This window comes from Micromonospora sp. DT178 (assembly GCF_049841695.1).
GTDB lineage: Bacteria > Actinomycetota > Actinomycetes > Mycobacteriales > Micromonosporaceae > Micromonospora.
Window position 1 is genome coordinate 544,108 of record NZ_JBNCKV010000002.1, and the last position, 23,293, is coordinate 567,400.

Annotated in this window: 25 protein-coding genes; 14 read left to right on the plus strand and 11 right to left on the minus strand. The window is 72.2% G+C overall.

Translation table 11 applies throughout. The features are described 5' to 3' along the window. Window positions 1–145: 145 nt before the first annotated feature. Complete coding sequence (locus ACLQ22_RS06355) at window positions 146–559, minus strand: GntR family transcriptional regulator (protein WP_425691426.1); 414 nt, start codon at window positions 557–559, stop codon at window positions 146–148. 155 nt (window positions 560–714) lie between these two features. Here ACLQ22_RS06355 and ACLQ22_RS06360 point away from each other — a divergent pair, with 155 nt between their 5' ends. The 3 genes from ACLQ22_RS06360 (at window position 715) to ACLQ22_RS06370 (ending at window position 2,624) form a co-directional block, all read left to right on the plus strand. After that, window positions 715–978 (plus strand): hypothetical protein, encoded by a 264-nt coding sequence (locus tag ACLQ22_RS06360; RefSeq protein WP_425691427.1) that lies wholly within the window; start codon window positions 715–717, stop codon window positions 976–978. A gap of 76 nt (window positions 979–1,054) precedes the next feature. Beyond that, the gene (locus ACLQ22_RS06365; RefSeq protein WP_425691428.1) at window positions 1,055–1,390 is read left to right on the plus strand and encodes a YciI family protein; all 336 of its coding nucleotides are present in this window, start codon (window positions 1,055–1,057) and stop codon (window positions 1,388–1,390) included. Further along, window positions 1,383–2,624 carry an RNA polymerase sigma factor gene (locus ACLQ22_RS06370; protein ID WP_425691429.1) on the plus strand — a complete coding sequence of 414 codons (1,242 nt, stop codon included), beginning with the start codon at window positions 1,383–1,385 and terminating at the stop codon, window positions 2,622–2,624. The genes ACLQ22_RS06365 and ACLQ22_RS06370 overlap by 8 nt, the downstream gene beginning before the upstream one ends. On the opposite strand, the gene ACLQ22_RS06375 is transcribed toward ACLQ22_RS06370, so the two are convergent. Genes ACLQ22_RS06375 through ACLQ22_RS06385 form a run of 3 tightly spaced genes read right to left on the minus strand, consistent with a single transcriptional unit; the run spans window position 2,617 to window position 4,670 of the window. Further along, entirely contained in the window at window positions 2,617–2,979 is a 363-nt protein-coding gene (locus ACLQ22_RS06375; protein WP_121399755.1) for a PH domain-containing protein, read from the minus strand. The genes ACLQ22_RS06370 and ACLQ22_RS06375 overlap by 8 nt on opposite strands. A gap of 34 nt (window positions 2,980–3,013) precedes the next feature. Then, the gene (locus ACLQ22_RS06380) at window positions 3,014–3,751 is read right to left on the minus strand and encodes a class I SAM-dependent methyltransferase (RefSeq protein WP_425691430.1); all 738 of its coding nucleotides are present in this window, start codon (window positions 3,749–3,751) and stop codon (window positions 3,014–3,016) included. A gap of 34 nt (window positions 3,752–3,785) precedes the next feature. Beyond that, window positions 3,786–4,670 carry a LysR family transcriptional regulator gene (locus ACLQ22_RS06385; RefSeq protein WP_425691431.1) on the minus strand — a complete coding sequence of 295 codons (885 nt, stop codon included), beginning with the start codon at window positions 4,668–4,670 and terminating at the stop codon, window positions 3,786–3,788. An 86-nt stretch (window positions 4,671–4,756) separates the two neighbouring features. On the opposite strand from ACLQ22_RS06385, the gene ACLQ22_RS06390 reads away from it, so the two are divergent. Both ACLQ22_RS06390 and ACLQ22_RS06395 read left to right on the plus strand, forming a co-directional pair. Next, the gene (locus ACLQ22_RS06390; protein ID WP_425691432.1) at window positions 4,757–5,119 is read left to right on the plus strand and encodes a DUF1801 domain-containing protein; all 363 of its coding nucleotides are present in this window, start codon (window positions 4,757–4,759) and stop codon (window positions 5,117–5,119) included. After that, window positions 5,116–5,508, plus strand: a complete 393-nt coding sequence (locus ACLQ22_RS06395; RefSeq protein ID WP_151455030.1) for a VOC family protein — start codon at window positions 5,116–5,118, stop codon at window positions 5,506–5,508. The genes ACLQ22_RS06390 and ACLQ22_RS06395 overlap by 4 nt, the downstream gene beginning before the upstream one ends. A 68-nt stretch (window positions 5,509–5,576) precedes the next feature. Here ACLQ22_RS06395 and ACLQ22_RS06400 read toward each other — a convergent pair whose 3' ends face one another. Then, window positions 5,577–5,882: a pterin dehydratase gene (locus ACLQ22_RS06400; protein ID WP_366639537.1), complete on the minus strand. Its 306-nt coding sequence runs from the start codon at window positions 5,880–5,882 to the stop codon at window positions 5,577–5,579. Window positions 5,883–6,065: 183 nt separating this feature from the next. Between ACLQ22_RS06400 and ACLQ22_RS06405 the strand changes: the two genes are divergently transcribed. Then, entirely contained in the window at window positions 6,066–6,503 is a 438-nt protein-coding gene (locus tag ACLQ22_RS06405; RefSeq protein WP_121399752.1) for a (deoxy)nucleoside triphosphate pyrophosphohydrolase, read from the plus strand. Between the two features lie 76 nt (window positions 6,504–6,579). Here the strand turns inward: ACLQ22_RS06405 and ACLQ22_RS06410 are convergent, their stop codons facing one another. The 4 genes from ACLQ22_RS06410 to ACLQ22_RS06425 all read right to left on the minus strand — a co-directional run bounded on the left by ACLQ22_RS06410 (window position 6,580) and on the right by ACLQ22_RS06425 (window position 11,284). Continuing rightward, window positions 6,580–7,677: a succinate dehydrogenase/fumarate reductase iron-sulfur subunit gene (locus ACLQ22_RS06410; RefSeq protein WP_121399751.1), complete on the minus strand. Its 1,098-nt coding sequence runs from the start codon at window positions 7,675–7,677 to the stop codon at window positions 6,580–6,582. Between the two features lie 4 nt (window positions 7,678–7,681). Continuing rightward, window positions 7,682–9,610 carry a fumarate reductase/succinate dehydrogenase flavoprotein subunit gene (locus ACLQ22_RS06415; protein ID WP_311410711.1) on the minus strand — a complete coding sequence of 643 codons (1,929 nt, stop codon included), beginning with the start codon at window positions 9,608–9,610 and terminating at the stop codon, window positions 7,682–7,684. Between the two features lie 12 nt (window positions 9,611–9,622). Continuing rightward, window positions 9,623–10,429: a hypothetical protein gene (locus ACLQ22_RS06420; RefSeq protein WP_425691433.1), complete on the minus strand. Its 807-nt coding sequence runs from the start codon at window positions 10,427–10,429 to the stop codon at window positions 9,623–9,625. A gap of 306 nt (window positions 10,430–10,735) precedes the next feature. Then, window positions 10,736–11,284: a Uma2 family endonuclease gene (locus tag ACLQ22_RS06425; RefSeq protein WP_425691434.1), complete on the minus strand. Its 549-nt coding sequence runs from the start codon at window positions 11,282–11,284 to the stop codon at window positions 10,736–10,738. Between the two features lie 274 nt (window positions 11,285–11,558). On the opposite strand from ACLQ22_RS06425, the gene ACLQ22_RS06430 reads away from it, so the two are divergent. From ACLQ22_RS06430 to ACLQ22_RS06450, 5 genes are all read left to right on the plus strand, one after another. Continuing rightward, window positions 11,559–12,614 carry an ABC transporter ATP-binding protein gene (locus ACLQ22_RS06430; protein WP_425691481.1) on the plus strand — a complete coding sequence of 352 codons (1,056 nt, stop codon included), beginning with the start codon at window positions 11,559–11,561 and terminating at the stop codon, window positions 12,612–12,614. After that, window positions 12,611–13,717, plus strand: coding sequence for an ABC transporter ATP-binding protein (locus ACLQ22_RS06435; protein WP_425691435.1), 1,107 nt, complete (start codon window positions 12,611–12,613; stop codon window positions 13,715–13,717). The genes ACLQ22_RS06430 and ACLQ22_RS06435 overlap by 4 nt, the downstream gene beginning before the upstream one ends. Next, on the plus strand, window positions 13,714–14,715 hold the full coding sequence (locus tag ACLQ22_RS06440) for an ABC transporter permease (RefSeq protein WP_425691436.1): 1,002 nt from the start codon (window positions 13,714–13,716) through the stop codon (window positions 14,713–14,715). The genes ACLQ22_RS06435 and ACLQ22_RS06440 overlap by 4 nt, the downstream gene beginning before the upstream one ends. A gap of 12 nt (window positions 14,716–14,727) precedes the next feature. Further along, window positions 14,728–15,714, plus strand: a complete 987-nt coding sequence (locus tag ACLQ22_RS06445; protein ID WP_425691437.1) for an ABC transporter permease — start codon at window positions 14,728–14,730, stop codon at window positions 15,712–15,714. A gap of 109 nt (window positions 15,715–15,823) precedes the next feature. After that, the gene (locus ACLQ22_RS06450; protein WP_425691438.1) at window positions 15,824–17,569 is read left to right on the plus strand and encodes an ABC transporter substrate-binding protein; all 1,746 of its coding nucleotides are present in this window, start codon (window positions 15,824–15,826) and stop codon (window positions 17,567–17,569) included. A 225-nt stretch (window positions 17,570–17,794) separates the two neighbouring features. Here ACLQ22_RS06450 and ACLQ22_RS06455 read toward each other — a convergent pair whose 3' ends face one another. Further along, complete coding sequence (locus tag ACLQ22_RS06455; RefSeq protein ID WP_425691439.1) at window positions 17,795–19,936, minus strand: prolyl oligopeptidase family serine peptidase; 2,142 nt, start codon at window positions 19,934–19,936, stop codon at window positions 17,795–17,797. An 87-nt stretch (window positions 19,937–20,023) separates the two neighbouring features. On the opposite strand from ACLQ22_RS06455, the gene mshB reads away from it, so the two are divergent. The 3 genes from mshB to ACLQ22_RS06470 all read left to right on the plus strand — a co-directional run bounded on the left by mshB (window position 20,024) and on the right by ACLQ22_RS06470 (window position 21,951). After that, window positions 20,024–20,947 (plus strand): N-acetyl-1-D-myo-inositol-2-amino-2-deoxy-alpha-D-glucopyranoside deacetylase, encoded by a 924-nt coding sequence (gene mshB / locus ACLQ22_RS06460; RefSeq protein ID WP_425691440.1) that lies wholly within the window; start codon window positions 20,024–20,026, stop codon window positions 20,945–20,947. A 17-nt stretch (window positions 20,948–20,964) separates the two neighbouring features. After that, on the plus strand, window positions 20,965–21,405 hold the full coding sequence (locus ACLQ22_RS06465; RefSeq protein WP_425691482.1) for a hypothetical protein: 441 nt from the start codon (window positions 20,965–20,967) through the stop codon (window positions 21,403–21,405). 78 nt (window positions 21,406–21,483) lie between these two features. Continuing rightward, window positions 21,484–21,951: a hypothetical protein gene (locus tag ACLQ22_RS06470; RefSeq protein WP_425691441.1), complete on the plus strand. Its 468-nt coding sequence runs from the start codon at window positions 21,484–21,486 to the stop codon at window positions 21,949–21,951. A 305-nt stretch (window positions 21,952–22,256) separates the two neighbouring features. Here the strand turns inward: ACLQ22_RS06470 and ACLQ22_RS06475 are convergent, their stop codons facing one another. Continuing rightward, window positions 22,257–23,216 carry a GNAT family N-acetyltransferase gene (locus ACLQ22_RS06475; protein WP_425691442.1) on the minus strand — a complete coding sequence of 320 codons (960 nt, stop codon included), beginning with the start codon at window positions 23,214–23,216 and terminating at the stop codon, window positions 22,257–22,259. Window positions 23,217–23,293: the final 77 nt, after the last annotated feature.

Here is a 23,293-nt window from a genome sequence, read left to right on the forward strand (position 1 = left end):
CGCCCACAACGGTGGCGGTGCCGGCTGCCTCGTAGCTCGGCGCTGCCCGGACGAGTGGAACCTCATGGGTGTCAAACAGGTGTGGTGACGTTCATGGTGTTCCACTCGCGGAGTATCAGGACGCGCGGCCCGCGTCGAAGGTGGGTCAGCCGGCGGGGCGGGTCAGCTCGATCTGGTCGCCGGCCAGCACCTCCGTGGTGCCCTCCGGGTGGCGAACCTCCAGCACCGGCACGCCCTCGTCGAGTTGCATGCTCCGCCGCTCCTCGCCCGTGGGCATCCGCGCGACCACCGTGGCGCCGGGAGGCACTTCGACCGGCCGGCGCACCGGCGTCTCCCGAACGTGGGTGCCGTGGCCCCGCACCGTGCTGACCAGTCCCTCGGACCGCAGCAACGAGATGGCCATGCGCACGGCTTCGCGGCCGATTCCATACTCCTGCGTCAGCCGCGTCTCGCTCGGCAAGGTCGTTCCGGAACCGAACTCGCCCGACTCGATGCGCTGCCGGAGCAGGTCGGCGAGCTGCACGTAGACCGGGGTGTGCGAGCGCGGATCGATGGTCATGGCGCATAAGCCTTGTTCCCCCGTCGGTAGGTCTGGTTGTGCCCCTGAGCCCCTGTGTCTATAGTTCCAGTGACGCTGAGTGGTCGGGCGGAAATCCTCCGCCACCTGCGGTCGACCCGCCGACATCCCGTCCTACTCGCCGGAGGTCAACACTGATGAGAGCTGCCCGGGAGCGTTTCGTCATCCACCTGCCGGTCATCACGAGGGACCTGCTCTCCGCCGTACGGCTGGCTCGGGTGGTGGCGCGGTGGGCGAGCGTGCTCGCGCAGACCGACCCCGGCGAGACCACGGTCTCCGCCGAGGACGCGCAGCACCTGCGGCACCGGGTCTTCTGTGACACGCTGCTGCCCGAGGGGCGGCGCTGCCTGCTGCGGGCCGACCACGACGGTCCCTGCACCCGCCGCCCGGCGAGATTCTGAGATCGGCGGTCGCACCTTGTCCGGAACCGGGGCGCCCGTTCGTCACCCCGGTGAGAACCCGACATCGAGGAGCGGCATGAAGTACCTGATGTTCGTCTGCACCGACAGCGAGCCGGACACCGACCGGGCCGACTGGCCGGACGTCGAGGCGTGGGCCGCGGAGAACGACGCCCGGGGCCGGCGGCTGACGGGTGACGCCCTGGCGGGGACGACGGCGGCCACCACGGTCCGCGTCCGCAACGGGGAGTTGCTGGTCTCCGACGGTCCGTTCGCCGAGACCAAGGAGGCGATCGTGGGCTTCGACCTGCTGGAGTGTGCCGACCTGGACGAGGCGATCGAGGTGGCGCGCGCCCACCCGATGGCCCGCGAGGGACGGCTCGAACTGCGCCCGATCGTCAGCCTGGATGGCTGACCGCCCCACCGAGCGGCTCGCGGTGGCCGACGCCGTCGCCGCCGCGAGCACCGTGTCGTACGCCCGGATCGTCGCGACGCTGATCCGGGTGACCGGCGACTGGACCCTGGCCGAGGACTGCGCCCAGGAGGCGTCGGCGCTCGCGCTGACCCGGTGGCCGGTGGAGGGCGTGCCCGCCAACCCGGGCGGCTGGCTGATGACGGTGGCCCGCAACCGCGCGATCGACGTGCTCCGGCGCTCCTCGGTCGAGCGGCGCAAGCTACGTGAGCTGGCCGTCCTCGCGCTGACCGGGCCGGAGTCGGAACCGCAGCCGGGGACGGCGGGGGAGGGGGAGATCGTGGACGACCGGCTGCGGCTCGTGTTCACCTGCTGCCACCCGGCCCTGGCGTTGGAGGCGCGGGTCGCCCTGACGCTGCGTACGGTCTGCGGGGTGCCGACCGCCGACATCGCGCGGGCCTTCCTGGTCACCGAGTCGACCATGGCCCGGCGGCTCACCAGGGCCAAGGCGAAGATCGCCGCCGCCGGCATCCCGTACCGCGTGCCGACCGGTCCGATGCTCGCGGAGCGGCTCCCCGGCGTCCTCGCCGTGCTGTACCTGCTCTTCACCCGGGGCTACGACGCCGACGGCGAGCCCGCCTTCGCCGACGAGGCGATCCGCCTGGCCCGCCTGCTCGACCGGCTGATGCCGGGCCAGCCCGAGGTGGCCGCCCTGCTGGCCCTCTTCCTGCTCCAGCACTCCCGGCGCAACGCCCGGCGCGACCGCGCCGGCAACCTGCTCACCCTCGACCGGCAGGACCGCGCCCGCTGGGACCACGCCGCGATCGCCGAGGGCGTCGGCATCCTCGCGCGGGTCCCGGCGGACGGCCCGTACGCCCTCCAGGCCCGGATCGCCGCGTGCCACGCCACCGCCGCGTCCGCCGGGGCCACCGACTGGGCCGCGATCGCCGGGGCGTACGACCGGCTCGTCCGGTGGCAGCCGTCGCCGGTGGTCGAGCTGAACCGCGCCGTCGCGCACGGTTACGCGCACGGGCCGGCGGCGGGGCTGGCGCTGCTGGCCGCCGCCCGGGCCGGCGGGGCGCTGGACGGCTACCCGCTCGCCGTGGCCGCCGAGGCCGAGCTGACCGCCCGGCGGGGCGACCGCGAGCGGGCCGCCGCGCTGTTCCGACGGGCCGCCGACGCCCACGGTGGGGCGGAGCGCCGCGCCCTGCTGGACCGCGCCGACCAGCTCAGCTGATGTGGTGCAGGATCACGTTGTGCACGTGGTGGCTCTTGTCGGAGCCCCGGAACTCCACCTCGTAGGTGTGCGTGCCGACGTGGATAGCGATGGCCCCGGTGGAGAAGAACGAGCCGCCCCACGACTTGTTGCTGACCACGCTGACGCTGGTGATCTTCGAGTACGGGATGCTGGTGATGGCGTACCGCTTGCCGACGAACGAGCGGTCCTGGATGATGACGCGCCGGTCGGTCAGGCCGATGAAGCCGGTGCCGGTGCCGACGGCGTCGTAGACGGCGATGATCTGTTCTCCGTGGAGCAGGCCGCTCTGGATCTGCTGGAACTGCTCCTTGCGGTCGTACGTCGCGTTCGCCATGTCCCCACGGTAGGCAGGGCGCGCCAACCGGAGATCACTGCCGGCGGGCGAGGACGAGGAACTCGCCGTCGCCCCGGCCCACCGGCTCCCCGCCCCAGCCGCCGTGGATCCGGTCCACGACGAACCCGGCCGAGCGCAGCGGGCCGCGCAACTCCTCCTCGGTGCGGAAGCGCAGGGTGGCCGAGCTGAGCAGCTCCTCGCCGTCCGGGAAGAGGTAGTGGTGGGTGAAGTCCACCCGCCCGCCGGCCGCCGTGTGGACCTCCGTCCACGCCCGGACCACCTCGCCGTCGGGCAGCGTGATCCGTCGCCGCGAGTCGACCGGGTTCCAGCGTTCCCACCGCCGGTCCGCCGGGTCGCGCGAGTCGAACGCCAGCCGGCCGCCGGGCACCAGCGCCCGGGCCAGGTCGGCGAGCGTATGCGCCCACTCGTCGTCGTCCACGAGGAACTGCGCGACGTGGCTGGTCAGCACCGCCACGTCGAACGACCGGTCCGGCAGCGCCGCCGAGGTGCCCTCGACCCACGTCACCCGGTCGGCGCCCGGCTTGGCGCGGGCGGCGTCCAGCGACGCGCCGGCCGGGTCGACGCCGGTGACGGCATGGCCGGCCTCGGCCAGGGCGAGGGCGAGCCGCCCCGTGCCGCAGCCCAGGTCGAGGACCCGCGCGGCGGGCGTACCGCCGACGACGGCGAGGAACCAGTCGTCGTCACGCGACCAGGGGCACTCGGCGTCGTAGACCGCGACCAGCCGTGGGTGGCGGAACTCCCCGTGCCTCATCGACGTCGATCATGCCAGTGCGGTCGGGCACCCGTCAGGCCGTGTTCGCGTCGGTCGCGGCCCGGACGAACTCGTGGACCCGGGCCGTGCCGTTGCTCTCCCGCCAGACCAGGCCCCGTCGGATCGGTGGCGCGTCGCGGATCGGCACGTACGCCACGTCGGGGCGCGGGTAGTAGCGGCGGGTGTGCTCGCCCACCGGCAGCACCCCTCGCCCCATCGCGACCAGCGTCAGCATCTCGGAGAACGTGTTGCCCGCCGGCCCCTTCGGCACCGGCCGCCCCGACGGGGTCCGCTCGGGCGTGCGGTCGCGCTTGAACTCCGCCGAGGTCACGGCCGGGTACTGCACCACCGGGTGGTCGCCGAGCGTCTCCAGGGAGACGGACTCCTCCCGGGTCAGCGGGTGCCCGGCGGTCACCGCGAGCAACCGCCGCTCCTGAAGCAGCGCCGGCCCGCAGGCCATCCCGTCGAAGGGGTACGCGGCCATCAGGACGTCGACGGAGCCGTCGAGCAGGCTCTGCCGGGAGTTGAAGAGCTGCACCTCCCGCACCTCGACCTGGCAGTCGGGGTGGCGCCGCGAGAACAGGGCGACGGCCTTGAGCAGCGTCGGGGCGGTCCACTCGCCGAGGAAGGCGACCCGCAGCCGCCCGGTCACGCCCCGCCCCGCGTCGACGGCCCGGCGTACGGCGTCGTCGATGCCGGCGACCAGCGGCGCCAGGTCGTCGGCGAGCTGTCGCCCGATCGGGGTGAGCTGGACGACCCGGCTGGTACGGGCGAAGAGCGGGGCGCCGACGCGGCGTTCCAACTTCCTGACCACCTGGCTGATCCGCCCGGTGGTCACCCGCAGGCGCTCCGCCGTCCGGCCGAAGTGCAGTTCCTCGGCGAGGGTCAGGAAGGTCTCCAGCTCGTGTCGTTCCAGCACGTCCCGCCCCATCGTTGACTCCGGCTCAACGATGGTAGTGCGATCGCGTCTTGGTCGGCCTCGCCGGCCGGCGGATCGTGAGGGGCATGGAAACGACGACAGTCACCGACTACCTGGCCGATCTCGACGCCCCGCTGCGGGAGATCGGCGAGAAGCTGCGCCCCGTCATCGAGGCGGCCCTGCCGGGGACGACCGGGGCGATGTGGCACGGGCACCCGGTCTGGGGGCTCGGCGAGCGACCGGGCCGGCGTCCCGTCTGCCTCGTGAAGGCGTACGGCGCGTACGTCACCTTCGGGCTGTGGCGCGGCGGCGAGGTCACCGACTCCTCGGGGCGGCTGGTCGCCGGCGCCCGACAGATGGCCTCCGTGAAGCTGCGGACCCTCGCCGACGTCGACCCCGCCCTGTTCACCGACTGGCTGCGCCAGGCCCACGCCCTGGAGACGAGGTGAGCGCGGTGCGGGTCACGGGCTTCGACCACCTGGTGCTCAACGTGACCGACGTGGAACGCGCGCTGGACTTCTACTGCGGACTGCTCGGCCTGGCCCCGGTGCGGGTCGACCAGTGGCGGGCCGGCGCCGTCCCGTTCCCCTCGGTACGGGTCGACGCGGGGACCATCATCGACCTCGTCCGCCGGGACCGGGGCGAATCCAACGTGGACCACTTCTGTCTGGTGGTGGAGCCGCTGGACTGGGCGGAGGTCGTCGCGTCGGGCGCCTTCACGGTGATCGAGGGGCCGGTGGGTCGGTTCGGCGCGCGGGGCAGCGCCACCTCGCTATACGTGCGGGACCCGGACGGCAACTCCGTGGAACTGCGTTGGTACCCCCAGGACGCCGCCTGAGCGGCCGACGCGGCCTCGGCCGCGCCGACCCCGGCCGGAGCGAGACGCCGGGCCGGGTGGAACGGGGGTCAGGGCTGGGTGACCGCGCGGTAGGCGTCCTCGATGCGGGCGGCCAGCAGGACCTCCCCCTCGGTCAGCGGCGCGTTGCCGTGCCCCACCCGGATCTGGGTCTGGTCGGCCCGGCGGCTGATCTCCGGACGCAGGTGCAGCGCGTCGGCGACCACCTTCACCCGCTCGGTGAGGGCGGCGTGCTGCGAGTCGTCGATGACGAGGGTGCGTCGGATCTGCTCACCCTCGCGGATCCAGCCGGTGAGGAGGGTGAGGGCGTCGCTGAGGTAGTCGTGCTTGGATCGACTGCTGAACAGCGCGCGCATCACCGCACCTCCCAGGCGCCGTTGCCGGCTTGTGGCCAAATCGTCGCCGTCCCGTGTCTTGTCGGTGCCTTCTAGTCTGTCCTCGCATGCTGGGTGTGTCCACGCCCACACTTCCGGGTTCTCCTGCCCTGACGGTCGGCCACGCTACCCAAACCGCCGATTGATCTGGCACGCTGGACGCCCGTGCGGACCGAACGGGCTAATGGCGGCGGGCAGGCCGAGAGACGGGACCTCAGGGTGATCGTCGGGGCGGCGATCATCAGGGACGGCCGGGTGCTCGCCTGCGCCCGTTCCGCCCCGCCCGAGGTGGCGGGCATGTGGGAGTTCCCCGGCGGCAAGGTGGAGCCGGGCGAGAGCGAGACCGCCGCGCTCGCCCGCGAGTGCGCCGAGGAACTGGCCGTACGCGTGGAGATCGGCGACCGGGTGGGCCGCAACGTCCGGATGGCCCACGGCCGCTCGGTGCTCAAGGTGTACGCGGCCCGCCTGCTGCACGGTGACCAGCCGCGGGCCCTCGAACACTCCGCGTTGCGCTGGCTCTCCGCCGACGAGTTGGACACCGTCACCTGGCTCCCCGCCGACGCACCCATCGTCGCGGCCCTCCGACCCATCCTGACCGCCTGAGCGAAAGCGGACATCCGAGCCGAAAGAGGACGGGGGCCGACGGCATCAGCCGCGGCCCCCGTCATCGTCAGCGCACTCAGTGCTTGTCCTGCTCCGGGTGGGCGAAGTTCAGGTGCTCCGGCGGCAGCGGGAAGGTCACATCGTCGCCGAACGGCGACGGCGCCGCCGCCCGGTCGAACGTGAGCTCCGTCAGCGGCAGCTTGCCGTGGTCGTCGACGGCCGGCGCGGTCGGCCTCGGCACCTCGCGGTCCCAGTTGACGCCGCGCTGCGCCTGCACCTCGGCCCGCGGGTCGTGGGAGCCGCCCGCGTGCGAGTGCACGCCCCCGTGCGCCGCGCTGCCGCGCACCGCACCGCTGACGTGTTCGCTGGTCACGCTGGTCTGAGGCACCTGACCCCTCCGGAAGATCTTGCTACCAAGCCACACAAGGGGATCGTACCTGCGGTCGACGACCCGCTCCTTCATGGGGATGATCCCGTTGTCCGTGATCTTGATGTGCTCGGGGCAGACCTCGGTGCAGCACTTGGTGATGTTGCAGAATCCGAGGCCCTGCTCGGCCTGCGCGTACTCCTTGCGGTCGCTCTTCGCGTCCAGCGGGTGCATGTCCAGCTCGGCCGCCCGGATGAAGTACCGCGGCCCGGAGAACGCCTGCTTGTTCTCCTCGTGGTCGCGGATGACGTGGCAGACGTTCTGGCACAGGAAGCACTCGATGCACTTGCGGAACTCCTGCGAGCGCTCCACGTCGACCTGCTGCATCCGGTACTCGCCGGGCGCCAGGTCGGCCGGCGGTGCGAACGCCGGCGTCTCCCGCGCCTTCTCGTAGTTGAACGAGACGTCGGTGACCAGGTCCCGGATCACCGGGAAGGTGCGCAGCGGGGTGACCGTGACCGTCTCGTCCTCCGTGAAGGTGGACATCCGGGTCATGCAGCTCAGCCGCGGCTTGCCGTTGATCTCCATCGAGCAGGAGCCGCACTTGCCGGCCTTGCAGTTCCAGCGGCAGGCCAGGTCGGGGGCGTCGGTCGCCTGGAGCCGGTGGATGACGTCGAGGACCACCTCGCCCTCGTTCACCTCCACCATGTAGTCCTGGAGGTCGCCGCCGTTCTCGTCGCCGCGCCAGATGCGGAACTGGCGCTTCGCGCCCGGCTTCCCGGGCCCCTGGGGGTTCTGGTTACCCATTGCGTCAGCGCTCCTTCTCGGTCTCGACGTCGGCGACCTGGGCGTCGAACTCGGCGAGTTCCTCGTCCGTGAGGTACTTGGCCAGCTCCGCGCGGTCGAAGAGGCCGATCAGCTCCGGGCGCATCCTCGGCAGCGGCTTGCGCTCCAGGCGCACCGTGTCGCCGTCGAGGGAGCAGACCAGGTTGACCCGACGCCACGCCGGATCCATCGCGGGGTGGTCCTCCCGGGTGTGCCCGCCGCGCGACTCCCGCCGCTCCAGCGCCGCCTTCGCGGTGCACTCCGAGACGACCAGCATGTTGCGCAGGTCGAGCGCCAGGTGCCAGCCCGGGTTGTAGCGCCGGCCGCCGCTCGCGCTGACCTTCGCCACCCGCTCCCGCAGCTCCGCCAGCCTGCCCAGCGCGTCGACCAGCTCGCCCTCCCGGCGGATGATGCCGACCAGGTCGCCCATCACCGCCTGGAGGTCCTGCTGCAGGGTGTACGGGCTCTCGCCGGTGTCCCGCTGCAACGGGGCCAGGGCCGTCTCCACCGCGGCCTCCACGGCGGCGACGCCCACCTTGGGGCGCGCGGGGAGGCTGTCGGCGTACGTGGCGGCGTGGCCGCCCGCGCGCTTGCCGAAGACCAGCAGGTCGGACAGGGAGTTGCCGCCGAGCCGGTTCGAGCCGTGCATGCCGCCGGACACCTCACCCGCGGCGAAGAGCCCCCGCACGTGGCCGAACGCGGCCCCGCTGTCCGGGTCGACCTCGACGCCGCCCATCACGTAGTGACAGGTGGGCCCGACCTCCATCGGCTCCTTGGTGATGTCGACGTCGGCCAGCTCCTTGAACTGGTGGTACATCGACGGCAGCCGGCGACGGATCTCCTCCGCGGGCTTGCGGGAGGCGATGTCCAGGTAGACGCCGCCCGCCGGCGTGCCCCGCCCGGCCTTGACCTCGCTGTTGATCGCCCGGGCCACCTCGTCGCGGGGCAGCAGCTCCGGCGGGCGGCGGTTGTTGTCCGGGTCGGTGTACCAGCGGTCCGCCTCCTCCTCGGTCTCCGCGTACTGCTTGCGGAAGACGTCGGGGACGTAGTCGAACATGAACCGCTTGCCGTCGGAGTTCTTCAGCACGCCGCCGTCGCCGCGCACCGACTCGGTGACCAGGATGCCCTTCACCGACGGCGGCCAGACCATGCCGGTCGGGTGGAACTGGAGGAACTCCATGTTGATCAGCGTCGCGCCGGCCCGCAGCGCCAGCGCGTGCCCGTCGCCCGTGTACTCCCAGGAGTTCGAGGTGACCTTGTAGGAGCGGCCGACGCCGCCGGTCGCCAGCACCACCGCCGGCGCCTCGAACAGGACGAACTCGCCGGACTCCCGGTAGTAGCCGAACGCGCCGGCGACGCGGTCGCCGTCGAGCAGCAGCTCGGTGATCGTGGTCTCGGAGAAGACCTTGATCCGGGCGTCGTACGAGCCGTGGTCGCGCTTGTCCTCCTGCTGGAGCGACACGATCTTCTGCTGGAGGGTGCGGATCAGCTCCAGGCCGGTCCGGTCGCCGACGTGCGCCAGGCGGGGGTACTCGTGGCCACCGAAGTTGCGCTGCGAGATCTTCCCGTCCTTGGTGCGGTCGAAGAGCGCGCCGTACGTCTCCAGCTCCCAGATCCGCTGCGGCGACTCCTTCGCGTGCAGCTCGGCCATCCGGAAGTTGTTGAGGAACTTGCCGCCGCGCATCGTGTCGCGGAAGTGCACCTGCCAGTTGTCCCGGCTGTTCACGTTCCCCATCGCGGCGGCGGCGCCGCCCTCGGCCATCACCGTGTGTGCCTTGCCGAAGAGCGACTTGGAGATGATCGCGGTCTTCTTGCCGGCGAGGCGGGCCTCGATCGCCGCGCGCAGGCCGGCGCCGCCGGCCCCGATCACGACGACGTCGTAGTGGTGTCGTTCGATTCGCGTTGTGTTGGTCATGTCAGGGGCCCTCTAGTTGATGAACCGCAGGTCGTTGAACCAGCCGGCCGCGACCGCCATGACGTAGAAGTCCGTCAGGGCCAGCGTGCCGAGGGTGATCCAGGCGAGCTGCATGTGCCGGACGTTCAGGGCCGAGACGAAGGTCCAGGCCCGGTAGCGCACCGGGTGCTTGGAGAAGTGCTTGAGCCGCCCGCCGATGATGTGCCGGCACGAGTGGCAGGAGATCGTGTACGCCCACAGCATGACCACGTTCAGGAGCAGGACGATGTTGCCCAGCCCGAACCCGAACCCCTTGGGGGAGTGGAAGGCCAGGACCGCGTCCCAGGTGTTGATCAGCGAGATGATCGCGGCGGCGTAGAAGAAGTAGCGGTGCAGGTTCTGGCCCAGCAGCGGGAACCGGGTCTCGCCGCCGTAGGACTTGTGCCCGTCGGGGACCGCGCAGGCGGGCGGCGACAGCCAGAACGACCGGTAGTAGGCCTTGCGGTAGTAGTAGCAGGTGAGCCGGAACAGCAGCAGGAACGGCAGCGTCAGCGCCGCGTCCGGGATGATCCACCAGCCGGGCAGGAACCGTCCGAAGTGCGCGGCCTCCGGCAGGCACCGGTCGGTCACGCAGGGGGAGTAGAACGGGGTCAGGTAGTGGTAGTCCTCGACCCAGTAGAAGTCGTGCATGAAGACCCGGACCGTCGCGTACGCCACCCACGCGCCGAGACCGATCACGGTGATCAGCGGGGCGAGCCACCAGCGGTCGGTTCGCAACGTCTTCGCCGCGATGGCGGCGCGCGCCCGCGCTCCCCGCGGCCTCGTTGCCGTTGATGTCATTAGAGTCGTCTCCCTGACAGGACCCTCACGGGCGGATCAAGTTCCGGTCGGCAACGCGGACCGGCAGACCCGCACCCGCTTGCCACGTCATGCGCACACCAACGACCGCGCCGGTGATACGGCGCAGCTAAGTGACACACGTTACGCCGATCTTCGCGAGCCGTCCGCGCAAGGCAGTGTCCCGTGTGTCCCGGCCGGTGGAAAGCCCCGCACGATGATCGATGTCCGGATGTTAAGAACCTCACCCGGCGCCTGTCCGGCGTACCGGAGCGGCTCACCCGAACAGCGTCCCGCGGGGGTGGCCCGTCAGGCGAGCAGGTCCGCCGGCCGGATCGTGGCCCGGACCGGCTCGGTCAGCTCCAGCGTCTCGCCGGCCTTGGTCACCGACCGCTCGACGTAGTGGGCGCCCTGCCGCTGGTAGACGTGCACGCTCAGCGTCTCCTGCTCCACCAGGAGATACCACTCGATGCCGGCCGCCGCGTAGTAGTGCATCTTGAGCACCTTGTCGGTGGCCGCGTTGCCCGGCGAGATGATCTCGCAGACCAGCTTCACGTCGGCCGCCTCGATCCAGGGGTCGTCGAGGTCGATCGGGGCCGTGACGACGAGGTCCGGGATGGGGATGCGCCCCGGCCGGAGCCGGACGTTCACCGCTTCCAGCAGCTCCAGCCCGAGGGCTTCGGCAGCGGGTTCGAGGATGTTGCCCAGCCTGCGTGAGAGGCGCTGGTGGCGGGGCGTGGGGGCTGGGGTCACGTGAAGGCTCCCGTCGAAGAGTTCGACGCGCTGCTGCGTCTCGCCGAGGGCGAGGTACTCCTCTTCACTCCACGGGCCGTCGTGGTCGAACACCGCCGCGGTCATCGTCACCTCCACCTCGTGCCGGGGGACATCCTTGCGGGACTGCCGCGCCCATCGTCGCACCCGCTGTCCGGGCGCGGGAGGTCTACACCGGTGAATGCCGAGGTGAGGGCTGTTCACGCCCGTTGCAGAGTCGTTACGCTGTGGCCCGCTGACAGCTCCGGTTATGTAGCTTATTTTCACCCTCAGTGCTTTCCTGTAAGTTCTCTTCGTCACTGAGGGAGGGGTCGTGGACAGGCCGGAGTCGGCGCCGTCCGGGAAACCGGACCGCCCCAGCGTGCCGGAGCAGCGCTCCGGCCAGGACCCCTACCTGCGGGTGAGCGACCTGCGGGTCCGGTTCGACACCGAGGACGGCGTGGTGCGCGCGGTCGACGGGGTGTCGTTCGAGGTGGCGCGGGGACGCACCCTCGGCATCGTCGGTGAGTCCGGCTCGGGCAAGAGCGTCACCTCGCTGGCCATCCTCGGGCTGCACGGCGCCAAGCGGACCACCATCACCGGCGAGATCTCCGTCGGCGGCCGCCAGTTGGTCGGCCTGCCGGACGAGGAGCTACGCCGGCTGCGCGGCCGGGACATGGCGATGATCTTCCAGGATCCGCTGTCCGCGCTGCACCCGTACTACACGGTCGGCCGGCAGATCGCCGAGGCGTACCGGGTGCACCACCCGAAGGCCGGCAAGCGCGAGGCGCGCAAGCGCGCGGTGGACATGCTGGGCCGGGTCGGCATCCCGCAGCCGGCCCGCCGCTTCGACCAGTACCCGCACGAGTTCTCCGGGGGCATGCGGCAGCGGGCGATGATCGCCATGGCGCTGGTCAACGACCCCGACCTGCTGATCGCCGACGAGCCGACCACCGCCCTGGACGTGACGGTGCAGGCGCAGATCCTCGACCTGCTGGCCGACCTCCAGGCCGAGTTCCACTCCGCGATCATCCTGATCACCCACGACCTGGGCGTGGTCAGCCAGGTCGCGGACGAGGTGCTGGTCATGTACGGCGGGCGCGCCGTCGAGCACGGCAGCGTCGAGCAGGTGCTGCGCCGGCCGCAGCACCCGTACACCTGGGGTCTGCTCTCCAGCGTGCCCTCGCTGCACGGCGACGCCGACGCGGACCTGATGCCGATCAGGGGCAACCCGCCGAGCCTGATCAACCTGCCGTCCGGCTGCGCCTTCCACCCGCGCTGCCGCTACGCCGACCGCAACGGCGACCGGTCCCGCACGGAGGTCCCGGAGCTGCGCCCGGCGGGCGCGCCCGGCCATTTGGTGGCCTGCCACCTCTCCGCCGACGACCGGACCCGGCTGTACGCGGAGGACATCGCACACGTGGGGGTGGCCCGATGAGTGCCCAGGCCGACACCGTGCCGGTGCGACCGGCCGAGACCGCTGAGCCGCTGCTGCGCGTGCGCGGGCTGGCCAAGCACTTCCCGGTGCGCAACGGCCTGCGGCGCACCGGCCTGGTCCGGGCCGTGGACGGGCTGGACTTCGACGTGCGGCCGGGCGAGACGCTCGGCCTGGTGGGCGAGTCCGGCTGTGGCAAGACGACCACCGGGCGGATGCTGGTGCGCCTGCTGGAGCCCACGGCGGGCAGCATCGAGTTCGCCGGCCGGGACATCACCCACGCGGGCCGCCGCGAGCTGCGGGCGCTGCGGCAGGACCTCCAGATCATCTTCCAGGACCCGTACGCGTCGCTGAACCCCCGGCACACCGTGGGTCGGATCGTGGCGATGCCGTTGCAGGTCAACGGGATCGACCCGCCGGGCGGGGTGAAGAAGCGGGTCCAGGAGCTGCTGGAACTGGTCGGGCTGAACCCGGAGCACTACAACCGCTACCCGCACGAGTTCTCCGGCGGCCAGCGGCAGCGCATCGGCATCGCCCGCGCGCTGGCCCTGCAACCCAAGCTGATCGTCGCCGACGAGCCGGTCTCCGCCCTGGACGTGTCGATCCAGGCGCAGGTGGTCAACCTGCTGCGCGACCTGCAACGCGACCTCGGTCTGGCGTTCGTCTTCATCGCGCACGACCTGGCCGTGGTGCGGCACTTCTGCCAGCGGGTCGCCGTCATGTACCTGGGCAAGGTCGTCGAGATCGGCGACCGGGACGACATCTACGAACGCCCGCAGCATCCGTACACCCGGGCCCTGCTCTCGGCCATCCCCGACGTCACCCAGCTCGGCGCGGCGGGCCGGATCCGGCTCTCGGGGGACGTCCCGACGCCGCTGGACCCGCCGTCGGGTTGCCGCTTCCGCACCCGGTGCTGGAAGGCGCAGGAACGGTGCGCCACCGAGGAGCCGGCGCTGGTGCCGCGCGGCGGCGACCAGGCCACCGCCTGCCACTTCCCCGAGACGGGGCCGGTCGGCGCCACCACGGGACCGGTCGGTGACGACGCGCGGCCGGCGGACCCCGGGACGGCCGGGGTCGGCACGACCGCCGAGGAGGTGTCGAAGTGAGCTTGTCCCCGGTCGAGGGCACGGCGCTGGCCGAGATCGAGTCCGGCGGCGACGCCGGCGAGCCGAAGACGCTGGTCGGCCGCTCGCCGGGCCAGCTCGTCCGCAGCCGGCTGCGCGGCGACCGCACCGCGCTGGTGAGCGGCGTGGTGCTGGTCTTCTTCGTGCTGCTGGCGGTGGGCGCGCCCCTGGTCCAGCGGCTCTACGGGGTGACGCCGAACGAGCAGTTCGGCGAGCTGCTGGACAGCACCGGGATGCCGCTGGGATACGTCGGCGGGATCAGCGGCGACCACTGGTTCGGCCTGGAGCCCGGCCTGGGCCGGGACATCTTCATGCGGATGATCTACGGCATCCGCACCTCGCTGCTGATCGCGCTCGGCGCGGCCCTGATCACCACCACGATCGGCGTGGTCCTCGGGATCGTCGCCGGCTACCTCGGCGGGGTGGTGGACGCGGTGATCAGCTGGATCACCGACGTGGCGCTGGCGATGCCGTTCCTGATCTTCGCGTTGGCCGTGGTGCCGACGTTCTCGCTGCGCTTCTACGGCCCGCGCGACGAGGTGCCGACCTGGTTCGCGGTCACCACGCTGATCGTGGTCTTCACCGCGTTCGGCTGGACCAGCACCGCGCGGCTGGTCCGCGGGCAGGTGGTGTCGCTGCGCGAACGCGAGTTCGTGGAGGCGGCCAAGGCCAGCGGCGCGGGGCTCGGGCACATGCTCTTCCGGCAGTTGCTGCCGAACATCTGGGCCCCGATCCTGGTGTCGTTCTCGCTGCTGGTGCCGTCGTACGTGACCAGCGAGGCGGCGCTGTCCTTCCTCGGCGTCGGGCTGCCCGAGTCGGTGCCCAGCTTCGGCCGGATGATCTACCGGAGCATCGACTACCTGCAGACCGACCCGGCATACGTCTTCTTCCCCGGCATCACGATCTTCGCGCTCGTGCTGGCGTTCAACCTCTTCGGCGACGCGTTGCGTGACGCGCTCGACCCGAAGTCGTCACGGTAAGGGGTACTGCGCATGGTGCGCTTCCTGCTGAAGCGGGTGCTGCTGGCGATCTCGGTGCTGTTCGCGGTAAGTGTGGTCAGCTTCCTGCTGTTCTTCGCGCTGCCCGCCGACCCGGTGACCGGCATGTGCCCGAAGAACTGCAACGCCGAGCGCCTGGAGCGGGTGCGGACGGAGCTGGGGCTCAACGAGCCGAAGGTGCAGCAGTACGCCGACTACATGAAGGGCATCTTCGTCGGCCGCGACCTGGGCAGCGCGCAGGGCGGCGAGTGCGCGGCGCCCTGCCTCGGCTACTCGTACGTCAACAGCGAGGCGGTCACCGACACCTTCGCCCGGGTGCTGCCGGTGACGTTGAGCATCGTCCTGCCCGCCGCGGTGCTGTGGCTCGCGATCGGGGTCGGGCTCGGCATGGTCTCGGCCCTGCGGCGCGGCTCGCTGCTGGACCGGATCTCGATCGGCCTCACCCTGACCTTCGCCTCGCTCCAGCTCTACTTCGTCGGCGCGGTCCTGTTGCTGATCTTCGTCTACACCCTGCGGATCCTGCCCACACCGCGCTACACGTCGCTGTTCGAGAATCCCGTGGAGTGGGCGCGGGGGCTGGTGCTGGCCTGGATCACCCTGGCGCTGCTCTTCTCCGCGATCTACGCCCGGCTGTCCCGGGCCCAGATGCTGGAGACGCTCTCCGAGGACTACGTGCGTACCGCCCGGGCCAAGGGCATGCCGAAACGCAAGGTGTACGGCAAGCACGCGCTGCGCGCGGCGATCACGCCGATCGTCACCATCGCCGGTCTCGACGTGGGCACGGCGCTCGGCGGCACGGTGATCACCGAGACCACCTTCGGCATCCAGGGGCTCGGTCGTACGGCGGTGGAGGCGGTCAGCCAGGGGGACCTGCCGACCATCATGGGCACCGTGCTGATCGCCGCGCTGTTCGTGGTCGTCGCCAACATGCTCGTCGACCTGCTCTACGCGTTCATCGACCCCCGGGTGCGCCTCGGCTGACCCGCGGCGTGCGGGGTGCCGATCGTTGTAGCCCCGTTATCTGCTCGAAATTTACCGTCATTGAAGGCTAGGCGAAGCTTTCCTTCATCGGCGATCCGGAGGAGTGAGTATGCGAGCAAGACGCGTCACCGCCCTGGGCGGTGCGATCGCACTGATGGTTTCCCTCGGTGCGTGCAGCGAGAACACCGGTGACGACACCGGCGGGGTGGACACCACCAAGCCGCGCACCGGCGCCATCGCCACCGACCCCAAGGACTCCCTCGGCCCGGCGCCGGAGGTGCCCGGCGCGGCCAAGGGCGGCACGTTCTACATCCTGCGGGAGAACAAGATCTCCCACATGGACCCGCAGCGGATCTACTCGTTCGCCGGCCTGATGGGGAGCCAGCTCTACGCCCGCTTCCTCACCACGTTCAAGGACGACGGCAAGGGCAACGTCACCCTGGTCGGTGACCTGGCCGAGACCCCCGGCACCAACGTCAACAACGACTGCAAGGTCTGGGAGTTCAAGGTCAAGCAGGGGGTGAAGTTCGAGGACGGCCGGCCGATCACCAGCAAGGAGATCGCGTACGGCATCGCCCGGTCCTTCGACCCGGACCTCACCGGCGGCCCGACCTACCTCCAGGAGTGGCTGGTCGACAGCCCGCAGTACGACACCAAGTGGGACTTCAAGGCCAACAAGACCTCGCTGCCGCCGGGGCTGACCACGCCGGACGAGCGGACCCTGCGGTTCGAGTTCAACAAGCCCCGCTGTGACCTGCCGTTCGCCGTCTCGCTGCCGGCCACCGCGCCGCTGCCGGCCGACAAGGACACCGGCGTCAACCTGGACAACCAGCCGTTCTCGTCGGGCCCGTACAAGTTCGCCAAGCACACCCCGGGCGTCGAGATCGTGCTCGAGCGCAACGAGCACTGGGACCCGGCCACCGACGCCGTGCGCCACCAGTACCCGGACAAGTTCGTCTGGTCGCTCGGCGCGGACCAGGCCGCCCAGACCAACCGGGTGCTCGCCGGCACCGGCAACGACGCGGCGGCGGTCGCCACCGGCGGTGTCCCGTCGGAGCTGATCGCCAAGGTCACCGGCGACCCCAAGCTCAAGGAGCGGATGATCGTCGCGGCCACGCCGAACGCGTACCGCCTGAGCATCAACACCGCCCGGGTCACCGACCTGTCGGTGCGGCAGGCGATCAACCACGCGATCGACCGCACCAGCATCACCAAGAACCTCGGCGGCCCCTACGGCGCGGTGCCGATGACGACGCTGCTGCCGCCCACCACGCTCGGCTACAAGCAGTTCGACGCCTACCCGGCCGGCGACGGCGGCAACCCGGAGAAGGCCAAGGAGCTGCTCGCGGGCAAGACGCAGAACCTGGTGCTGCTCACCTCCGACGTGACCAGCTCCCAGGAGCGGGCCACGCAGATCAAGAACGCGCTGGAGAAGGCCGGCTTCACCGTCACGATCAAGACGATCCCCGAGGACGGCTTCCTCGACACGGTGAAGAAGAAGGACAACCCGTACGACCTCTGGGTCGACTCGTGGGCGGCCGACTGGCCCAGCGGCGCGTCGATCCTGCCGGTGCTCTTCGACGGCCGTGGCATCAAGGCCGAGGGCAACAGCAACACCTCGCAGCTCAACAACGAGGCGCTCAACGCGGAGTTCGACCGGATCCTCGCGCTCGACCCGGCCAAGCAGGCCGACGAGTGGAGCAAGATCGACGAGCGGCTGATGAAGGAGACGGCGCCGGCGGTGCCGCTCTACGTCGAGGTGGTCTCCATCGCGCACGGCGAGAAGGCCGGCGGCGTCTTCATCGGCAGCATCTTCGGCTGGCCGAGCTTCGTGGACGCCTACGTCAAGCAGTGACACCACCCGTGAGGCGATGACACCCCAGCGGTGACACGCACGGACCGACCCCCGGTCGACAACGTCGTCGGCCGGGGGTCGCCGTGTCTGTGGGCCGCCCACCCGTGACCTGCCCGGCGGCGCACCTCGGCGACCACCCCGACCGGGTGCTGGCGCCGGGGGTGGAGATCGGCTGTCCGGCGGGAGCCGGCCGGCCCGCGGCGGGGACGGCCAGGTCGGGCGCGCCTAGAGGTGGCGGCGGACGAAGTCGAGTTCGAGCCTGAGCAGGCGTTCGGCGGTGCCGCCGGCGGCCATGTGGGTGGCCCCGGTCAGCGGGAGCACCGAGTGCGGCCGGCCGGTCGCCAGCAGCGCCGCCGACAGCCGCAGCGTGTGCGCGGCCACCACGTTGTCGTCGACCAGGCCGTGCACCAGCAGCAGCGGCCGGGCCTCCTCCGGCCGCTGCACCGGCTCGCCGGCCAGCTCCACCAGCGAGTGGTGCGCATAGATGTCCGTGCCGTCGTCCGGCAGGCCCAGGTAGCGCTCCGTGTAGGCCGTGTCGTACAGCGCCCAGTCGGTGACCGGCGCCCCCACGATGCCGCACCGGAACAGCTCCGGGTGCCGCAGCACCGCCAGCCCGGCCAGCCAGCCGCCGAACGACCAGCCGCGCACCGCCACCCGCTCCAGGTCCAGGTCGGGATGCTTGCCGGCCAACGCGGTGAGCGCGTCCACCTGGTCGAGCAGGACGACGTCGGCCACCCGCCGGTGGATCGCCTTCTCGAAGGAGGGGGCCACGCCCGGCGTGCCCCGGTTGTCGATGGTGACGACCGCGAAGCCGGCGTCGGCCCACCACTGCCGCTCCAGCCACGCCCCACGAGCCGCGAGCACCTCCTGGTGCCCCGGTCCGCCGTAGACGTCCAGCAGCACCGGCAGCCGCCGGCCGGTGACGTAGTTGTCCGGGTAGAGCACGGCCGTCGGCAGCCGCCGGTCGGTGACCCGCTCCAGCAGCGGCAGCGGCGCGTACGGCGGGGTGGCGGCGAGCGAGCGCAGCACGGCCACCTCCTGATCGCCCCGCCACACCGTCCACCGGGTGCCCGCGTGGTCGAGTGAGGCGCTCCCCACCACCAGCACGTCCCCGCCCACGGCGGCGGTGTGCCAGCCCGGGTCGGTGGTGATCCGGCGCGCGTCCACGCCGCCGCCGATGGTCGTGCGCACCCGGAACAGGTGCCGCTCGCTCGGCTCCCCGTCGCTCGCCTCCACCAGCAGGTCGGCCGGGCCGCTGCCACCGGGCAGCCGCCCCACCACCCGCCGGACGTAGAGCGACGGCGGGGTGAGCAGGGTGCCGTCGGCGAAGAGGCAGCGCGCGTCGTACCCGTCGTGGGCGAGTTCGCCGCCGACCAGCACCCGGCCGTCCGGCAGGTGCGCCGGGGTGCCGGGGATCGGCTCCACCCAGCGCGGGTCGGCCAGCTCGGCGTGCACCTGGGTCTCGCCGGTGCGCGGGTCGATCGCCAGCACCAGGCCGTGCTGCTGGGAACGGCGCAGCACGGTGATCAGCGGGCCCCCCTCGGCCCAGTGCACGGCCGCCAGGTACGGGTAGGTCTCCCGGTCCCAGTGCACGTCGACCCAGCCGTCGTCGAGGTCGAGCAGGTGCAGGCTGACCTCGGCGTTCGCGGTGCCCGCCCGGGGGTACGCGACGGTGGTCGGCGGGCTCGCCGGGTCGGCCGGGTCGTGCAGGTGCCAGCGTTCCACGCGGGACTCGTCCACCCGGGCGGCCAGCACCGATCGACCGTCCGGCGCCCACCAGTAGCCGCGGAAGCGGTGGAACTCCTCGGCCGCGATGTGCTCGGCCAGCCCCCAGGTCACCCCGGAGTCCTCGCCGGCCAGCAGGGTGTCCGTGCCGTCGTGTTCGACCACCCGAAGCTGCCCCCGACGGACCCCCTCGGCGGCGTCGGTGACGTATGCCAGACGCTGACCCGTGGGATCGGGCCGGGGGTCGAGCACCGGGCCGACGGTGGCCACCTCGACCACGTCGCCGTGCACCAGGTCGGCCCGGAACAGCCGCCCGGCCAGCGCGAAGACCGCCACCCGGCCGGCGCCGTCCAGCGTGTAGGAGCCGATGCCGGAGGCGCTCAGGCGCAGCCGCTCGCGCAGCGCGCGCTCGCCGGGGCTCAGCGCGTCGGCGGCGGCGTCGGCCCCGAGCAGCGCCGCCGGGTCGGCGACGAGCCGCTCCTCGCCGGTCGCCACGTCGAGCAGCCAGAGCGCGTCGGCCGGGTCCTCCGGGCCGGCCGACCGTAGGAAGACCACCCGGGAGCCGTCGTCGGCCACGGTGACCGCCCGCGGCGCTCCGCGGCTGAACCGGCGGGTGCGGGCGGCCAGCTCCGGAAAGTCCACAGACCAGATCGTAGAGCGGTGACCGGGGGTGATGTGGCCGACCTGCGCGGACGCGTCGGGGCCGGCGGAGGAGAACCGCCGGATAGAGTGACCGGCGTGACGACGCTGCCCGACCGCCGCCTCCTGCTGGTCCACGCGCACCCCGACGACGAGTCCATCGGCACCGGCTCGACGATGGCGCACTACGCCGCCGCCGGCGCCCACGTCACCCTGGTGACCTGCACCCTCGGCGAGGAGGGCGAGATCCACGTGCCGGCGCTGGCCCAGCTCGCCGCGGCCGAGGCCGACCAGCTCGGCGGCTGGCGGATCGCCGAGCTGAACGCCGCCTGCGCCGCGCTCGGCGTCACCGACCACCGCTTCCTCGGTGGCGCCGGCCGTTACCGCGACTCCGGCATGATGGGCCTCGCCACCAACGAGCACCCCCGCGCCTTCTGGCAGGCCGACCTTGACGAGGCCGCCGGGCACCTGGTGGAGATCATGCGGGAGGTACGCCCGCAGGTCATGGTCACGTACGACGACAACGGCTTCTACGGGCACCCGGACCACATCCAGGCGCACCGGGTGGCGATGCGCGCGTACGAGCTGGCCGGCGCGGAGGGCTTCGCCCCGGCGAAGGTCTACTGGACGGCGATGCCGCTCAGCGTGCTGGAGGCCGGCCTGACCCACTTCGCCGAGTCGGCGGACAACCCTTTCGCCGGCATCCAGGACACCTCGGAGCTGCCCTTCGGCACCCCGGACGCGCAGATCGCCGCCCGGATCGACGCCACCGACCAGCACGCCGCCAAGGAGGCGGCGATGCGCGCGCACGCCACCCAGATCCCCGACGCCTCCTGGCTCTACTCGATTGCCGGCAACTTCGGCAGCGAGTTCATGGGCGTGGAGTACTACACCCTCGCGGTGGGCGAGCGGGGGCCGGGCAGCGGCCCGAACGGCTGGGAGGACGACCTCTTCGCCGGGCTCGACGTCGCCGACGGCCCGGACCGGTCTCCGGTCAGGGCCGGTATCCGGTGACCCTGCCCGTCGCGTCGATGTCGGCCGCCCCGCAGGAGACCGCCCCGCCGCCACCGTCCGGGCGGTCCCGACGGCTGCTCGACCTCGCCCTGCGGGTGGCCGGCGGGCTGGTCGCCGTCCTCGGTGGGATCCTCACCGCGGTGCTGGAGCTGCTGCTGGCCACGCTCCGGGTCGGCGGGCAGCTGATCGGCGTCTCGGTGCTCGTCGCCATCGGCGCGAACATCGCCCTGAGCTGGTTCGCGCACGAGGCCGTCGGTCGCCGGTGGGCCGTGGCGCTGCCCGCGGCGCCCTGGTTCGTCCTGATGGCGGTGGCGGCGGTCCGCACCGCCGAGGGGGACCTGCTCGTCACCGGCGACAACTGGGTCGGCCTGGCGATGATCGTGGCCGGCGCGATGACCTTCGCGGTGATGGGTTTCCGGCAGATCCTGGCACCGCCACCGGTCCGGTCGGAGGACTGACGGCGCACAGGTTCCGGTGGTAGACATTCCTGCCAGGAAGCCCGCTGCTGGAGCGGGCGGTACGGCGGGAGGCGTGCGATGAGTGAGCGGTGGCGCGCGACCGGGGTTCTCGCGGTCGCGCTGTTCGCGGTCAACGTGGTCGCCCGGCTGGTCACCCGGTTCGGCTTCGACGGCGACGACACGGCCGCCGCCGACCGGGTGTCGCTGGGGATGTTCGCGGTGATCGGGCTGGTCCTGGCGGCGGTCGCCTTCGTGTGGGGCAGGCGCCGGCCCGTCTCGGCCTGGGGCGTCGACCTGGCCGCCGCGGTCGGGATCGCGCTGCTGCTGACGGTGCTGGTCGGGCCGCTGCTGGTCGGCGACAACCCGTTCGGCGGGGGCGCGGGCACCTTCTTCGCCCAGATCTGGCTCTACCTCGCGGCGGCCGGCGTGGGCGTGCTGCTCGGCTACCTGCTCCTCACGGCGCTCGGCCTGGACCACCGCTCGCAGTCGCTCAAGCGGTACGCCGAACTCAGGGCCACCAAGCCCCGCCGCGTAGTCCGCCGCTGACCACCCACCCCACCCCACGTCACCCCACCCACCCCGCGCCCGGCCCCCGGGCCCTCCGGCCCCGCGCCCGGCCCCTCCGCCGCGTGCCCGGCCCCGCGCCGCGCCTCCGCCCCCCGCCGTGAGGTCGATCATGAGGTTAGCGCCCTGGAACGCGCTTTCCGAGTGCGCTAACTTCATGATCGACGACGCCGGGGGGGCGGGAGGGCGCGACGCCAGCGGGTGGGAGGGCGCGACGCCAGGGGGCGGGAGGGCGCGAGGCGGGGCGGCGGGGGCGGGCGGGGCGGGGAGGGCAGGGCCCGGGTGGGTCAGGGGGGTGGGGTGCGGGTGAGGTAGGTGTGGTGGGTGGTGAAGCCGAGGGTGCGGTAGAGGGCCACGGCCGGGGTGTTGCGCTGCTCGACCTGGAGGAAGGCGCGCGAGGCGCCGGTCGCCACGCCCCAGTCGGCGAGCGCCCGGATGATCCGGCCCGCCAGGCCCTGCCGCCTCGCCTCGGGCAGCACCTCGACGAGGCTGAGCCCGAGCCAGCGCCCCTGCCCGGTGACCGTGCCCCGACCGATGCCGAGCAGCGTGCCGTCGGCGTACACGTGGGCGAAACGGACCTGGTCCACGGCGGTGAGCACGTGCCGGGCGGCGTCCGGCAGGCCGCCCTTGCGACCGGCGGCGACGGCGAGCCAGTCGTCCGACGGACCGGCGGCCAGCTCGACCGGCGGCGCTCCGGCGCGCTCCGGCCCGGCCGGCGGCAGCCCCGCCAGCGGCACGGTCTGCACCAGCACGGGCGGCCTGCCGACCCAGCCACGGGCGTCCAGCTCCGCGCCGACCGGGGCGGCGAGCGGCAGCGGGGTGTTGACCATCGGCGGTTGACCGAGGTCGGCGTACCAGCGCTCCACCGCGTCGAGCGCGGCGGGCAGGGGCCGGTCCGGGTCGCCCACGGGCAGCGCCGAGTTCGCCCGGCCGGTCCAACCGTCGGCGGCGCGCAGCCGCCAGTCGCCGAGCCGCCCCCGCACGGCGGCGGGCCACGCCTCGTCGGCGGCCAGTTCCAGCTCGACCACGGCGGCGGCGGTGGGCCGGCGGGCCGGCGGCACCCGCTTGGCCCGGTGCACCTCGGCCACGGGGACCCGGAGCCGGCCCTGCGCCGTGGCGAGTGTGAGATGGGTTTCGCTCAGCTCGACCAGCTCGCCGAGGGCGTCGGAGAAGAGCGGGCGACCTTCGCGAATCCCCACGATCCGGCGCACCACGATCCGATGTCCCACATCCTGCTGTCGGAGCACGATCGACCCCCTCCCCGGCGAGATACTAGGCTCTAACCGTCGCGGGTGATCGCGGCGTGTCTTGCGGAGGAGAAGAC